This window comes from Archangium sp., assembly GCF_045802675.1.
In the GTDB taxonomy this organism is placed as follows: Bacteria; Myxococcota; Myxococcia; order Myxococcales; family Myxococcaceae; genus Archangium.
In genome coordinates, this window is record NZ_JBJMQO010000124.1 from 37,907 (window position 1) to 51,810 (window position 13,904).

The 13,904-nt window shown below is 70.9% G+C and carries 7 protein-coding genes; 4 read left to right on the forward strand and 3 right to left on the reverse strand.

Annotated features, from left to right (window positions below; genetic code table 11):
- Positions 1-52: 52 nt before the first annotated feature.
- Complete coding sequence (locus ACJ8AN_RS34320) at positions 53-1,270, forward strand: cytochrome P450 (protein ID WP_407759778.1); 1,218 nt, start codon at positions 53-55, stop codon at positions 1,268-1,270.
- A gap of 16 nt (positions 1,271-1,286) precedes the next feature.
- Here the strand turns inward: ACJ8AN_RS34320 and ACJ8AN_RS34325 are convergent, their stop codons facing one another.
- On the reverse strand, positions 1,287-3,758 hold the full coding sequence (locus tag ACJ8AN_RS34325; RefSeq protein ID WP_407759779.1) for a helicase-related protein: 2,472 nt from the start codon (positions 3,756-3,758) through the stop codon (positions 1,287-1,289).
- 66 nt (positions 3,759-3,824) lie between these two features.
- Complete coding sequence (locus ACJ8AN_RS34330; RefSeq protein ID WP_407759780.1) at positions 3,825-6,284, reverse strand: PAS domain-containing protein; 2,460 nt, start codon at positions 6,282-6,284, stop codon at positions 3,825-3,827.
- 284 nt (positions 6,285-6,568) lie between these two features.
- Between ACJ8AN_RS34330 and ACJ8AN_RS34335 the strand changes: the two genes are divergently transcribed.
- The 3 genes from ACJ8AN_RS34335 (at position 6,569) to ACJ8AN_RS34345 (ending at position 12,038) form a co-directional block, all read left to right on the forward strand.
- Complete coding sequence (locus ACJ8AN_RS34335; RefSeq protein ID WP_407759781.1) at positions 6,569-9,700, forward strand: tetratricopeptide repeat protein; 3,132 nt, start codon at positions 6,569-6,571, stop codon at positions 9,698-9,700.
- 61 nt (positions 9,701-9,761) lie between these two features.
- Positions 9,762-10,643, forward strand: a complete 882-nt coding sequence (locus tag ACJ8AN_RS34340; protein WP_407759782.1) for a sigma-70 family RNA polymerase sigma factor — start codon at positions 9,762-9,764, stop codon at positions 10,641-10,643.
- Between the two features lie 168 nt (positions 10,644-10,811).
- Positions 10,812-12,038, forward strand: a complete 1,227-nt coding sequence (locus tag ACJ8AN_RS34345; RefSeq protein WP_407759783.1) for a matrixin family metalloprotease — start codon at positions 10,812-10,814, stop codon at positions 12,036-12,038.
- A gap of 410 nt (positions 12,039-12,448) precedes the next feature.
- On the opposite strand, the gene ACJ8AN_RS34350 is transcribed toward ACJ8AN_RS34345, so the two are convergent.
- Positions 12,449-13,870 (reverse strand): serine hydrolase, encoded by a 1,422-nt coding sequence (locus tag ACJ8AN_RS34350; RefSeq protein ID WP_407759784.1) that lies wholly within the window; start codon positions 13,868-13,870, stop codon positions 12,449-12,451.
- Positions 13,871-13,904 lie beyond the last annotated feature (34 nt).

The following is a 13,904-nucleotide window of genomic DNA, read 5'->3' on the forward strand; positions in this document are numbered from 1 at the left end:
GACTAGGCTCCGTCCCGCCGTCAGCCCTCCACACCCTGACCGCCCCACTGCGATGAGCGACCTCAATCCCCTCAAGGCCGAGAACCTCTTCAATCCAGCCCAGTTCTACGGGACGTTGAGGAACGAGCAGCCCGTGTACTGGTCGGAGGAGGTGCGCGCCTGGTTCGTCACCCGGTACGACGACGTCATCGCCTGCTACCGCGACTCGCGGCTGAGCGCCAAACGGACGGACGCCTTCGCCCAGCAGCTCCAGGGCGTAGCCGGGCCGGAAGTGGTGGAGGACTTCAGCTCCGTCTCCCGCCGGCAGATGCTCTACAAGGATGGCGTGGAGCATCTGCGCCTGCGCCGCGTGACCTCGGTCTTCACCCCCCAGGTTCTCGACGGTTGGCGGCCTCTCATCCGCAAGGCCATGGACGAGCTGTTGGAGCGGGTGCTGCCGCTGCAGCGGGCGGACTTCGTGACGGAGATCTCCCTCCGCTTCCCCGTGTACGTCATGGCCGGACTCTTCGGCATTCCCGCCGGGGACCGTGAGCGCCTGGTGAAGTGGACCGGGCCCCTGGCGGCCTTCTCCAGCCCCACGCCGGGCGCCGACCTGCTGGCGCTGGCGAAGCAGGCGAACACGGCCCAGGCGGAGCTGCGGGACTACCTGAACGGGCTGGTGGAGCAGCGCCGCAAATCGATCGGCCAGGACATCCTCAGCCAGATGATCCACACCCACGACGAGGGCGAGGTGTCCCAGGAGGACCTGGTGGCCAACGCCAGCCTCATCCTCACGGCCGGGCACCTCAACACCACCGACCAGCTCGGCAACGGTCTCGTCGATCTGCTGACGCATCCCGAGCAGCTCCGGCAGCTCCGCAACGATCCCTCCCTGGTGAAGTCCGCCGTGGAGGAGATGACGCGTTTCAATCCGTCGGTGCCCTTCATGCTCCGCGTCGCCGCGCAGGACGTGCCGTTGCGTGGCCAGACGCTGCGCAAGGGGGACCGGGTGTTCCTCGGCATGGCCGCCGCCAACCGCGACCCGGCCGTCTTCCCGAATCCGGATCGCTTCGACATCACCCGGGACCACCTCCACCAGAAGCACGTGAGCTTCGGTTACGGTGTGCATGCCTGCCTGGGTGCGGGAGTGGGCCGCCGCGAGCTGGAGATCGCCTTCGAGGCGCTCCTCGAGCGGATGCCCTACCTGCTGCTGGACGAGTCGCAGCCGCCGCGGCGCAAGGCCCCGGCCCTGCTCTACAGCGGCTACGAGTCGATTGCCCTCCAGTGGTGACGCCGTCCCTGGCGCCTCACTGGGGCGGACCGCCTCTCCGGCCTTCGCCCTGTGCGCCCCCCTCCCCGGCCCCGCTCCTGCGGGGCTTCGGGTGCGCGCCCGCGTGAGCCGGTGTCCCCTCGGCTCCCCGTGTGTCGGGAGCCGCCCCGGGCCCCTTCCCTCCCCGCCGGCGCCGCCGCCTCTTCATCGGAGGGCGCCCGGACTGGCCTCCGAGCTCTCGCAGCACCCGCGCGCGAACCCCGCTCTCCAGACGCAGCTCCTGCAGGAACGTGTGCGCCTTCTGGGTCCCGTGCGGGTGGCGCAGCACCTCGCCGAGCCGCTCGACGAGGTCGAGCCGCAACGCCACGGGACCGAGCACCGCATAGCCCAGGGCCCGTGCGTTCCAGCCGCCCAGCTCCGCGACCTCGAGCACCGGCTCCCGGGGAACCCCCTTGGGTGCCGGACTCCGCTGGAACAGCGCCGTCAGCATGCAGCGCCGCTCGAGCGCTTGCGGTGCGAGCGCCTCGGCCACGTAGAGGAAGCGCTGCCCCTCGCGGACGCCCAGCACCCTCAAGTGCTCGCGTTCCTCCTCCTCCAGGAGCCGCCACTGCTCGTGCGCCTCGCCCTGGGTAATCACTCCCAGCCCCTCGGCCAGACGGTAGGCGAGCCCCCGCATCGGCGCGGAACGGCCCGCTCCCATGAGGGCCTCGGCGGGAAAGCCGCCCATGGCCTCGGTGACGAGATCCCTCGCCAACGCCAGCGACCGGCGCTCGAGCCGCTGCCGCGCGCCTCCCGTCCAGATCTCCGGCTCCGTCAGCGCGATCAGCGGTGAGCGCCGGTCCTTCCCGCGAACCAGGCGGGCCAGCGGCTGCCCCTCGAACGAGATGCTTCCCGACGCGTCCACCTCGAAGGTGTCATGCGTCGCATCCACCACCCGCTGGACGAACTGCTCCTCCGTCAGTTCGCCGCCGTCGGCGCCCGGCACCTCGCCCAGCAGCTGTCCCAACCTGGCGAAGGGGCTGTCCGACGTGGCCGCGGGGTGTGCGGAGGCTCTCACGAAGCGGCGTACGCTCCTGCGGGCGGCCCGCTGCACGAAGCGCTCCACGAGCCGCTCATGCAGGGCATCGCCCAACGCGTCCTCGATGCGGCGGGTGCGCTCCTGCCACTGCTCGGCGTCGTGCAGCCAGCTCGCACGATGGCTGATGTACGTCCAGATGCGGATGGCGGCCAGCCGATCCATCAGCGTGTGGATGTCTCCGGCGACGTCATCGAGCGGCGACACCTGTTTGTTCAGCCAGGCCTGCTCCAGCCTTCCGTCCCCCTCGGAGAGCTGAAGGAAGGTCTCCCGCAGCAGCGCGACGTGCTGGCCGAACAGACCCTTGCGGAAATCTGGAATCTGGCAGACCTGCCACAGCAGCTCGACCGTGGCCTTGTCGGTGGCGACGTCTCGAATGGCGGGAACGTTCGAGAGCTCCTTGAGCGCATCGAAGTCGTCCGCGCGTTCCACCCGGATGAAGGCATTGTTGCCTGGGGCCCGCGACAGCGAATCCAACAGCGACTCCGGGCTCGCGAAATCGAGCGAGGAATTGCGCCAGATGAGACTGCGCACCGCCGGAAAGCGGTGGGACTCGATGGCCGAGACCACCCGCGGAGATAGCTCGGGCAGCGTGTTCAGCATCCCGAAGCTGCCGTCATTCAGGTGGCGCCCCGCGCGGCCCGCGATTTGAGCCAGCTCGTCCGGGAAGAGCTCCCGCTGCTCGGCGCCGTCGAACTTGGAGAGCGCCGCGAAGGCCACGTGGTTGAGGTCCAGGTTCAACCCCATGCCGATGGCATCCGTGGCCACGAGGTACTGCACCTCCCCGGACTGGTACATCGCCACCTGGGCATTGCGCGTGCGCGGGGAGAGCGCGCCCAGCACCACGGCCACCCCACCCCGCAGGCGGCGCAGCGACTCGGCGAGCTCGTACACACGGTCCGCGGAGAACGCGACCACGGCCGAGCGCGGAGGAAGGCTCTTCAGCGAGCGGCGCCCGGCATAGCGCAGCTGGGACAGGCGGGTGGCGCGCTTCATCGACGCATGGGGGATGAGCGCCTGGACCATGGGCCGCATCGTGTCCGCGCCGAGGAACCACGTCTCCTTGCGCCCCCGCGCATGCAGCAGCCGGTCCGTGAAGATGTGCCCGCGCTCCCGGTGGGCCGCGAGCTGGATTTCGTCCACCGCGAGGAAGTCGACCTGCCGGTCGGTTGGCATCGCCTCGACGGTGCACACCCAGTAGTCGGGACGGGGCGGCAGGCGCTTCTCCTCGCCCGTCATCAGCGCGACCCGCCCCTCGCCCACTCGAGCGGTCACCCGATCGTAGACCTCGCGAGCGAGCAGGCGCAGGGGTAGACCGATCATGCCCGTTTCGTGCTCGAGCATGCGCTCGATGGCGCGGTGCGTCTTCCCGGTGTTCGTGGGCCCCAGCTCCGCCACGACGACGGACGACCGGCCAGAGGGGCTGGAGTTCATGGGCGAAGTCTAACCCCGGGCGAGGTCCTCCGCCCAGGAAGCCGACCCACCGAGAGGCCGAGCACGCTACTGCCGCGCCCCCATCCCTCCGCCGTCGGAGCAGCCCACGACGCGTGCCCGCGGCAGCCTCACCGTGAACGTCGTGCCCTCCACCGGCTCGGAGCGCACGTCGACGGTGCCTCCGTGCGCCTGGACGATGTTGGCCACGATGAACAGGCCCAGGCCGATGCTGCGGCTGGCCGTGTCTCCTCCGGGCCTGCCCCGCGTCAGCGGCTCGAACAGGTGCGGTAGCAGCTCGGGCGGAATGGGCCTGCCCTCGTTGTGCACACGGAGCAGGACGGTGCCGTCCTCGCCGCGCGTCTCCACGCGCACCGGCGTTCCCGGCGGGCTGTAGGCCAGCGCGTTGTTCACCAGGTTGGTGATGACCTGGGCCAGCCGGTCCCCATCCCACTCGCCCGCGCCTTCCCCGCTCCCCACCACCTCCACCTCCCGGTCCGGATGGGCGAGCCGCACCTCCTCCACCACCTGCCGGCAGTGCGTGTGGAGGTTCAGCGGCCCGCGCTCGATGGGGATGCCGCCTCCGAGCCGCGCCCGGGTGAAGTCGAGCAGGTCGCGGATCATCCGCGTCGCCCGCTCCGTCGCCGCCGAGATGCGCGCCAGTCCCTTCGCCTGCCGCTCACCCAGGTCCTCCTGCCTCATCAGCGCCGCCACGGACAGGGTGATGGCGTTGAGGGGGTTGCGCAGGTCGTGCGAGACGATGCCGATGAGCTGCTCGGCGAACTCCGCGCGCTTCTGCGCCTCCTGCTGCTGGTGCCTGCGCTCGGAGATGTCCTGCGCGGTGCCGATGAAGCGCACGGCCCCTCCCTCCTCGAAGTAGGCGCGGCCGATGGCGCGCACCCAGCGCACGGCCCGGCCCTTGCGCCCCAGCGGGCGGAACTCGATGTCGTACTCGCCACCGCTGGACGGATTCAGCGCCCACTGGACGGCCGCGTGCGCGCGCTCGCGATCCTCCGGGTGGAGTGCCGCGATGAAGGCGTCGTACGTCACCTCGGGCTCCAGGGGGAGCTCGAAGAGCACCTTGCATCGCTCGTCCCAGCGCAAGATGCCCGTCACCGGGTCGAAGTCCCACGTCCCCAGCTCCGTCGCGCGCACCGTCAGCCGCAGCCGGTCCTCGCTCACCCGGAGCGCCTCACTCGCCGCCTTGCGCGCGGTGATGTCCTGCATCGCCCCCACCATCCGCACCGCCCTGCCGCTCGCGTCCCGCTGGACGCGGCCGTGGTCGGTGACGTGGATGTAGCCGCCGTCCCCGCGAAGGAAGCGGTACTCGTCCCCCCACCGCGGCCCGCCACTGGCGAGGGTCTCGTGGATGCCGTGGACGACACGCTCGCGGTCGTCCGGATGGATGCGGCCGTACCAGCTGGAGATGTGCCCTCCGAGTGTCTCCTGGGTGTGTCCGAAGAGCGTCTCCACCCCCCCGCTCCAGGTGAGGGAATCCGTCTGGAAATTCCACTCCCAGATGACGTCGCTGATGGCCTCGGTCGCCAACCGGTAGACCGTCTCGGACCTGCGCAGCCGCTCGTTGGTCTGCCGGAGCTGCTGGAGCAGGAGCGCCTTCTGGATGATGCCGGAGAGGTACTCCACCAGCGTCTCGAGGTAGCGCCGCGCCTGGGGCTCGAAGGGCCGGATCTCCGCGACGCCGAGGTAGAGCACCCCGAGGAGCTTGCCATGCGGCCACAACCGCAGGCCCAGCAGCGAGTGCAGGCCACTCTGGCGCACGCCCTCGGGCACCAGGGGGCCGGCCCCCACCGCGTCCGCCAGCTCCAGGGGCTCCTCGGAGCCGGCCAGCCTGGACACGTAGGAGGGCCCGTCCACCGCAACGGGCCCGGGCTCGGGCAGCGCGCTCCACCGGCCCGTGTACGTGGTGGGAAGCAGTGTCCCGCCGTCCGGGGACGCGAGCAGGAGCGCGGCCGCCTCCGCCCTCATGGCCTCCCGCACCACCTCCACCATGGCGCCCAGCCGCTCCCGCAGGGGCACGGCGCGCTCGTCATCTCCCATCACCTCGCCCGCCAGTGCGTCGAGGCGGTGCAGGAAACGCTTCTCGCGCTGCCGGTCCTCCAACGAGTAGCCGCTGAAGGTCGCCACCACCTGGTCCATCGCCTCCCGGAGCTCCTCGAACAGGAGCCGCGTGTCCTCGTGCGACGGCTGCTGCTCCAGGGGAAGCGCCTCCCAGAGGCTCGAGATGAGACGGCCCATGAGGACGTACTCGCTCGTCGCCTCCTCCTGGTTGAAGCCCACCCGCAGGCGCTGGCCGATGTGCGTCTCCTCCTGGCGCTTCTTCGTCCTCAGGGGATCGCCCCGGTGGCCCTGCTGGGAGAGGGCCGCCAGGGTCGAGAGGTATTCGGGGAAGCTGTCCATCCTCTCGTACGGGGTGAGGCCCCGGGCGGACTCCATCCGTCCCACCTCCTCCGTGTAGCGCTGGATGAGTTTCTCCCGGTGCTGCTCGATGAACTCCGCGACCGTCGTCATACCGTGGGCCATCCTCGTCACCCCCGAGGGTGATGAGGACCCGCGTCTCCCGCCACCACGGCGAGGAAGGTGCGTTGTCCATCCAACGCCCTCCGGTTCGAGCCAGGCCCTCAAAGCCAGACACCCCGCGGCGCCCCTCCGGAGGGCTATGGAATTGAATGCCACGGCGTCCATTTCGACGCTGGCGGGATTTCGCGGCCTCCCCTCGCCGTGGCCGTCCTCATTTCGGCCAGGTCTTCCGGTGAAGTATCATTTCCAGTTTATATGGCCTTCCGGTCATTCTCATGACTCCGTGTCCTGACGAGAACGAGCTGCTGGAGTGGGAGCAGGGGCACCTGTCCGCGGACGGCGTGGCCCGGCTGGAGGCCCACCTGGACGGGTGCGCGGCATGCTCGGCGGTGGTGGCGGGACTCCGGAGTGGAGGGGCTCTGTCCCCGGAGGACCTGGAGCCCCTGGCGCCGCTCGGGCCGGGCGGTACACCGGGGCCCGGGGCGCGCGTGGGGCGCTACGTGCTGCTGCGCCACGTGGGCGAGGGAGGCATGGGGGTCGTCTTCGCCGCGTATGACCCGGACCTGGACCGGGAGGTGGCGCTCAAGCTGCTCAAGCCCGGGGCGGTGGCGGACGCGGAGGCGCGCGGGCGGCTGGTGCGCGAGGCCCAGGCGCTGGCCCGGCTCTCCCACGAGAATGTCGTCATCGTCCATGACGTGGGACAGGACGGCGACACCGTCTTCCTCGCCATGGAGCTGGTGCGGGGGCGGACGCTGCGCCACTGGCTGGCGGAGGAGCCGCGGCCGTGGCGCGAGGTGCTCTCGCGTTTCCTCCAGGCGGGCCAGGGACTGGCCGCCGCGCACGCGGTGGGGCTGGTGCACCGCGACTTCAAACCGGACAACGTGCTGCTGGGGGACGACGGCCAGGTGCGCGTCACCGACTTCGGCCTCGCGCGCGTGGAGCCCTTGCCCCTGGAGCCCTCGGTGCCGGGGGCCGGGGAAGGCCCCACCCGGGAGGCCCCGCCGCGGGCGGAGGAAACCCTCACCGGCGTCCAGCAGGGCACGCCCGCGTACATGTCCCCGGAGCAGTGGCGGGGCCAGCGCGCGGACGCTCGCAGCGACCAATTCAGCTTCTGCGTCGCGCTGTACGAGGCCCTCTTCGGCCAGCGGCCCTTCGCGGGTGGCACGCCAGGGGAGCGCGTCCGGGCCCTGCGCGAGGGACGGGCGACGCCGCCACCCCGAGGCTCGCGCGTGCCCGGCGCCGTGCGCGACGCCGTGCTGCGGGGCCTGGCCGCCGAGCCGGCCGCGCGCCACCCTTCCCTGGACGTGCTTCTCACCCGGCTCGAGTCCGGCGCGCGCGCGCGTCGCTGGCGCTGGGCGGCGGCGGCGCTGGCCACGGGTGTGGCGGCCAGCGCCGCCGTGGGCTTCGGCCTGGCATGGGGAGACGCCGCGCAGGTGTGCACCGGCTTCGAGGCCCGGCTGGAGGGCACCTGGGACACGGCGCGCCGGGCCCGGCTGGAGCAGCGCTTCCGTCAGGGCGCATCACCAGTGCCGGGGGACACCTTCGAGTCCACCGCGCGGGCGCTGGACGCCTACGCCCAGGCGCTGGTGGCCCAGGAGCGGCAGTCCTGCGAGGACACGCGCGTGCGGCAGGCGCAGTCCGAGCGGCTGATGGATCTACGCGCGGCGTGCCTGGATGGCCGGCGCGAGGCGTTGCTCGTCCTGGTGGAGTTACTGGAGGGGGGCGAACGGGAGGCGCTCACGCGGGCGCCGGAAGCCGCGCGGCAGCTCCCCTCCCTGGCCGCGTGCGCGGACCGGGACACGCTCGCTCGCGTGGACCCGCTGCCGGAAGCCCCGGAGGCCCGGCGGCAACTGGCGGCGCTGCGCCGGGAGCTGGACGGGCTGGGCGCACAGGGCGCGGCCGGGTTCCATGCGCGCGCGCTGCCCCGGCTGGAGGAGGTGGTGGCGGCCCTGCGAGGACTGGGGCACCGGCCCACGCTGGCGAGGGCCCTGCTCCTGCTGGGCGAGCTGCGGGGCACCGCCGGGAGCTTCCCCGCGGCACGTGAGGTATTGGAGGAGGCGGTGCGCGTGGCGGAGGCCGGGCACGACGACGAGACGGCCGCGCGCGCGTGGAGCCGCCTCCTCTTCACGGAGGCCGAGGGCCTGGGCCTGGCGAAGGAGGCCCAGCGCACCGCGCGCATGGCGGAGGCGGCCGTGGAACGTCTGGGGCCCGAGGCCTCCCTGGAGGTCGCCGCGGAGCTGCACCGCGTCCGCGGCAGCCTCGACTACCGGCAGGGCGAGTACGCGCGCGCACTCGCGGACGCCAGTGAGGCCCTGGCCCTGCTGGAGCGGGCGCGCGGGCCCCAGGACGTGGCGCTCGCCGACGTCTTGACGAACATGGGCATGGCCCTCAACGCGATGGGGCGCTACGCCGAGGCGGAGCGGCCGTATGCGCGCGCCCTGGCGCTGGTGGAGGCGGTGTACGGGCACGAGCACCCGCGGCGCGCGGAGCTCCTCAACAACCTGGCCACCGCGCTGCGGCTCCAGGGGAAGGTGGCCGAGGCGGTGGCGCGCTATGGCGAGGCGCTCGACCTGGCCGAGCGCCTCCTCGGGGCCGAACACTCCAACACCAGCATCATCCGGATGAACCTGGGCGACGCGCTCTCGCGACAGGGCCAGCTGGCGCAGGCGCTGCCCCACTACGAGCGCGCCCTGGCCAGTCTGCGCAAGGGCGGGGACGGCGAGCGGCTGCGGGTGGCCACCGTGCTGCTGAGCCTGGGCAATGCGCTCGCGGACCTGGGACAGCTTCCACGGGCCGAGGCGGCCTACCGCGAGGCGCTCGCCATCCAGGAGGCACAGCTCGGCCCCCAGCACCCGGACGTGGCCCTGTCACGCAACAACCTGGGCGCGGTGGCGATGGACGCGGGCCGCCTGGAAGACGCGCGCGCCCACTTCGAGGCGGCGCGAGTGCTGTGGGAGGCCACGCTCGGCCCCGGACACCCGAAGGTGGCCAGCGCGCTGTACAACCTGGGGCACGTGGAGCTGCGCCTGCACAGGGTGCGCCCGGCGCTCGGCTACCTGCGGCGGGCGCTGGAGCTGCGCGAGCAGGCGCTCGGGGCGGAGCACCCCCGGGTGGTGCAGACGCTCGGAATGCTGGGCCAGGCGCTGGTGGAGGGCGGCCAGCTGCGCGAGGCCCGGGAGACGCTGGAGCGGGCGGTGACGCTCTCCACGCGGGTGGAGCTCCCCCCGCATGACGTGGGCCGGGCGCGCTTCGCACTCGCCCGCGTCCTCTGGCAGTCGCCTGGGGAGAGGCCCCGGGCGCTCTCCCTGGCGCGGGAGGCCCAGGCGGCCTACGCACGCAGCGCGCCCGTCTACGCGCCCCGCGTGCGCGAGGTGCAGTCCTGGCTGTCCGCCCATGGCGCCTCCTGAGCCGGGGCGCTGCATCTCATTCCCGCCCGCGAGTGGGCGGGCTCGTTGGTGGAGGTGGGCCGTGACGTCTGAGCTGACCGAGTCCTTCTTGTCGCGGGCGCCGCATGCACTCCTCCCGGCGCTGCGGGCGCTGCCCGGCCTGGAGGAAGCGCTCGCGGCGCTGGTGCGGGAAGCGCGCGAGGCGTGGCCCGAGGTGGGCATGGACGCACGGGCCTTCCTCGCGTACGTGGCGGAGCGGCTGCCGTCCCCGGGCGAGGCCCGCGAGGTCCTCTCCAGCCTGCGCGCGGAGGATTGCTTCCTCGCCTTCGCCTGCGTGCGCGGGGAGGCGCGGGCGCTCGACGCGCTCGACACGCACGTGCTGTCCCAGGTGGGGACGTGGCTGCCGCGCGAGGCCCCCGCTCTCGTGGACGAGCTGCGGCAGCTGTTGCGCCAGCGGCTGCTGGTCCCGGGGGACGGGACACCGCCGAAGCTGGCCTCCTATTCCGGGCGCGGTCCGCTGGGACAGTGGGTGCGGGCGGTGGCGCTACGGCTCCACATCGACCTGCAGCGCGCCGCGCCGCGCGAGCGGCCCCTGGAGGAGGCCCCGGTGGCGCTGGCGGAGCGGCTGGGCGCGGACCCCGAGCTGGCCTTCATCCGCGAGCGGCACCAGGAGGACTTCCGCGTGGCCTTCCGCGCCGCGCTGGGCCGGCTGGAGGCCCGGGAGCGCAACCTGCTGCGGCTGCACCACGTGCACGGCCTGTCCATGGACGCGGTGAGCGCCACGTACCAGGTGCCCCGCTCCACCGTGGCGCGCTGGATTGCCCGCGCCCGCGAGCGGCTCCTGGCCCTCACCCGCGAGGAGCTGACGACACGGCTGGGGCTGACGTCCGACGAGCTGGACAGCCTGCTGCGCCTCGTGCGCAGCCAGCTCGACGTCAGCCTGCGCCTGCTCCTGAAGGACTGACGGACCCACGGGCTCCGCCCCGAGCACCTCTTTACACCGTGGGGGCTCCGAAACTTTTTTTCGGCTCCGCGTGGGACGAGCGCCACGTCTCTCCGTCCTTACGGAGTGTCCGTCGTTCCAACCGACGCTGGAGCCAGGCTCCGGCGTTCACCCGCGGAGATAGCCGTGATGAAGAAGCAGACGCGTTCCTGGATCGTACCCCTCGCGCTCATGGGCGTGGTGGGATGTGCCAACCCCGGGGCCGGGGAGTCGCCCGAGCTCGCTTCGGCGGACGCTCCCGTGACGGCGTGGCTGCCCGGAACGCCGAGGCCCGCCCACGCGCACGCCGAGGGGACGGAGCACACGCTCGAGCTCGACTGGATCCGCCAGGGGGGTTCGGTCGAGGACCTGACCGACCACTCGGCGTTGGTCATTCGCGGTCAGGTGGAGTCCACGCGCTTCGACGTCATCCGCACCTACGCGCAGTCCAAGACGGAGGGGCAACCCACCGGAGCGGAGAGCGGCATCTACAGCGACCTGCCGGTGACCATCGCGACCGTGAGGATCGGCGACCTCGCGCGCTCCTCGCTGGAGCTCAAGAGCGCCTCGGGCGGAGCGGTCGCCCAGGGCACCACCGTGGAGGTCATGTTCCCCGGCGGCCTGCTCTCCGACGGCTGCACGCTCGAGCCGAAGGACAGCCCGCTGCCGAAGGTGGGCGAGCAGGCGGTTCTCTTCCTCACCCCGCAGGGGGGCACCGAGCCCATGGCCACGCGCACCATGACGGGCGTCTACTCCGTGACCGGCGGACCGCTGGGACGGGTCCTGGTGCAGGACGGCCTCATCCAGGGTGAGCCGGTCGGCGCGCTGCTCGACCGGGTGGAGACCCGCGCACGGACCGTCCAGTACACGGGCCCCGACACGCGCGAGGTGGTCCAGGAGAAGCAAGGGCCGACCGCCCAGAACTGGTGCGGGCTCGCCGGCTTTGGCTACAAGTGGTGCCGGAGGCCGGCGAACGTCACCTTCACGGACTACACGACCACGCGCTGGCCCGTCGGTGACGCCATGAACGCGTGGATGTACTCGAGCGTCTCGAACGGCGTGTATCTCTACTGGCGCGGCAGCGGCACCTCCGACGTCATGGTCTACGAGGGCTACTACGGCTACACCGGCTGGTACGCGTACACCTGGAACTACGCCTCGGGCGGCTGCATGACCGGGAGCACCGTGAAGCTGAACAACACGTACTACACGGGCGCGCACTACGCGAAGACCGTCGCCATCCACGAGATCGGCCACACGCTCGGCATCGCCCACTACTCGAACTGCAACTCGATCATGTACACGGATCCCACCCAGTGCGCGGAAGCCGTCACGTCCTGCGACGCGCAGAAGACGGCGGAGCTCTACCCGTACTGAGCGCGGGCGGATGAGGAGCCGGAGGCCAGCGGCGGTGTCGAAGCCTTTGAACAGCGCCCTGGCCTCGCTGGCTCGCGGGCGCCAGCAGGAACCAATACATCCGCCACATACCCTCCGGGCTCCGGCCGAGGTGACAGATGCCGAAGCGGGCACCCGGACCATAAAGCTCGAACTGGCTTCCCTCCGGAATCACCTCGGAGGAGACGTTCACGATCCCACGCCAGGAGGTCCGGCCTCCATACCGCGGCCGCACCTCGGGGAGCAGCCGCTGGCGGACGACCGAGTGCAGTCCATCCGCGCCGATGAGACAGTCGCCCCTCACCTGCTGGCCATCGGCGAAGGTGACGCGGACCCCCTCCCCTCGACCTGGTGATGCCCTCCCCCGTTGCAATGCGCTCACATCAGGCCCTTCATAGCTTTCGCGCGGTGCGCCCGGAACGGGAAAGACTCACGATGTTGCCTTTCTCGTCCAGGTTGAAGGTCACCTGCTCCTGCTCCCGGCCCTCGACGAAATACGTCGTCGCCGATTGCGGCCGCAGTTTCCAGCTCGTTCCATCCGGCAGCTTGACCCACAAGTCATTCTTCTCGAGGCTGACCTCGGCGATGAAGCCGGGGGCGAGCTCATACCTGCCGGCGCATTTCCGCAGCGCCTCGGGAGCGACTTCAAAGACAGTGGGCCCGGCCATTCTTCCGGCCAGATAGACTTTGCTGATCTCGAAAGCAATGCCGCTCACGTCCAGTTGCTGCTGGTTGGCGAGCACGACGACCGAGAAACGCTGCTCCGGGATGCGCAGAATGACTGTCTTGAAGCCGGCCCACGCACCGCCGTGCGCGACCACGTCGAGGCCGAGGAATTTTCGTACCCGCCAACCGAACCCATACTCCGTGGACTGGCCATTGTTCAACGTCCCGGGCGTGAAGGCGGCCTCGAGCGTCGCGGCCTTCACGAGCTTCCCGGTGTAGAGCGCCTGGTCCCATTTGAACAGGTCCTCGACGGTCGAGTAGATATTGTCCTCGCCGTAGATGGCATTCAGCGGCGTGTAGTCGATGTCGCGGTAGACACCGTCCTGCAACGTGTAGCTGGTGGCGGCGTTTTGAACCTGGGGCCGCGTCTCGTCATACAAGAGCGAACGGCTCATGCCGAGCGGCTGGAAGATGTTCTGCTGGAGGAACCGCGCGAAGGACTGCCCCGAAACCTTCTCGACGATCTGCGCGAGGATGACATAGCCGGAATTGCTGTACTCATGCTGCTCGCCGGGAGCGAAGCGGGGCGCCTTCACCCGGGAGAGAAGGGCGAGGGCCTCCTTGGAGGTCGGCTCGAAGCGGCTCCGTGGGGTCTTCGCCGACCGCGGATAGTCTTTGTCGAGATTGCCGCTCTCGAGGAAGAGGTCCTCGTAATCCGGCAGGCCGGCCGTGTGATGGAGCAGATGGCGGACGGTGATCTTCCGCGCGTAGGGAGGAAATCCGGGAAGGAATTTCGACAGCGGATCGTCGTACTTCAGCTTGCCGCGCTCGGCGAGCATCATGACGGCCATGGCCGTGAACTGCTTGGTGACGGAGCCGAGCAGGAAGGCGGTGTCCGGCCCGATGGGCTTCTTGCTCTCGAGGTCGGCGAGGCCATAGCCCTTCTTCAAGAGGATCTGCCCATCTTGAATGACGAGGATGGCCGCGCCCGGTGTGCCGCCCCGGCTCCACGGAGCCATCAAGCTGTCTATCTTCTCCGCTGGCGGGTCCGTGGGTTGCGGGCGAGCGGTTTGATCCGCATGTGCCTGTGCTGAAACAAGACCTGCCAGTGCGAGAACGAGAACAGGAATGCTGATGACTTTTTTCAACGTGCCCCCATGTTGGTTCGACCCGCGGGTGAAG

Excerpts from the sequence above, each read along its gene's own strand:
- ACJ8AN_RS34325 (WP_407759779.1), bottom strand. The coding sequence starts at position 3,758 with ATGAACTCCAGCCCCTCTGGCCGGTCGTCCGTCGTCGTGGCGGAGCTG.
- ACJ8AN_RS34345 (WP_407759783.1), top strand. The coding sequence starts at position 10,812 with ATGAAGAAGCAGACGCGTTCCTGGATCGTACCCCTCGCGCTCATGGGC.
- ACJ8AN_RS34320 (WP_407759778.1), top strand. The coding sequence starts at position 53 with ATGAGCGACCTCAATCCCCTCAAGGCCGAGAACCTCTTCAATCCAGCC.
- ACJ8AN_RS34335 (WP_407759781.1), top strand. The coding sequence starts at position 6,569 with ATGACTCCGTGTCCTGACGAGAACGAGCTGCTGGAGTGGGAGCAGGGG.
- ACJ8AN_RS34330 (WP_407759780.1), bottom strand. The coding sequence starts at position 6,284 with ATGACGACGGTCGCGGAGTTCATCGAGCAGCACCGGGAGAAACTCATC.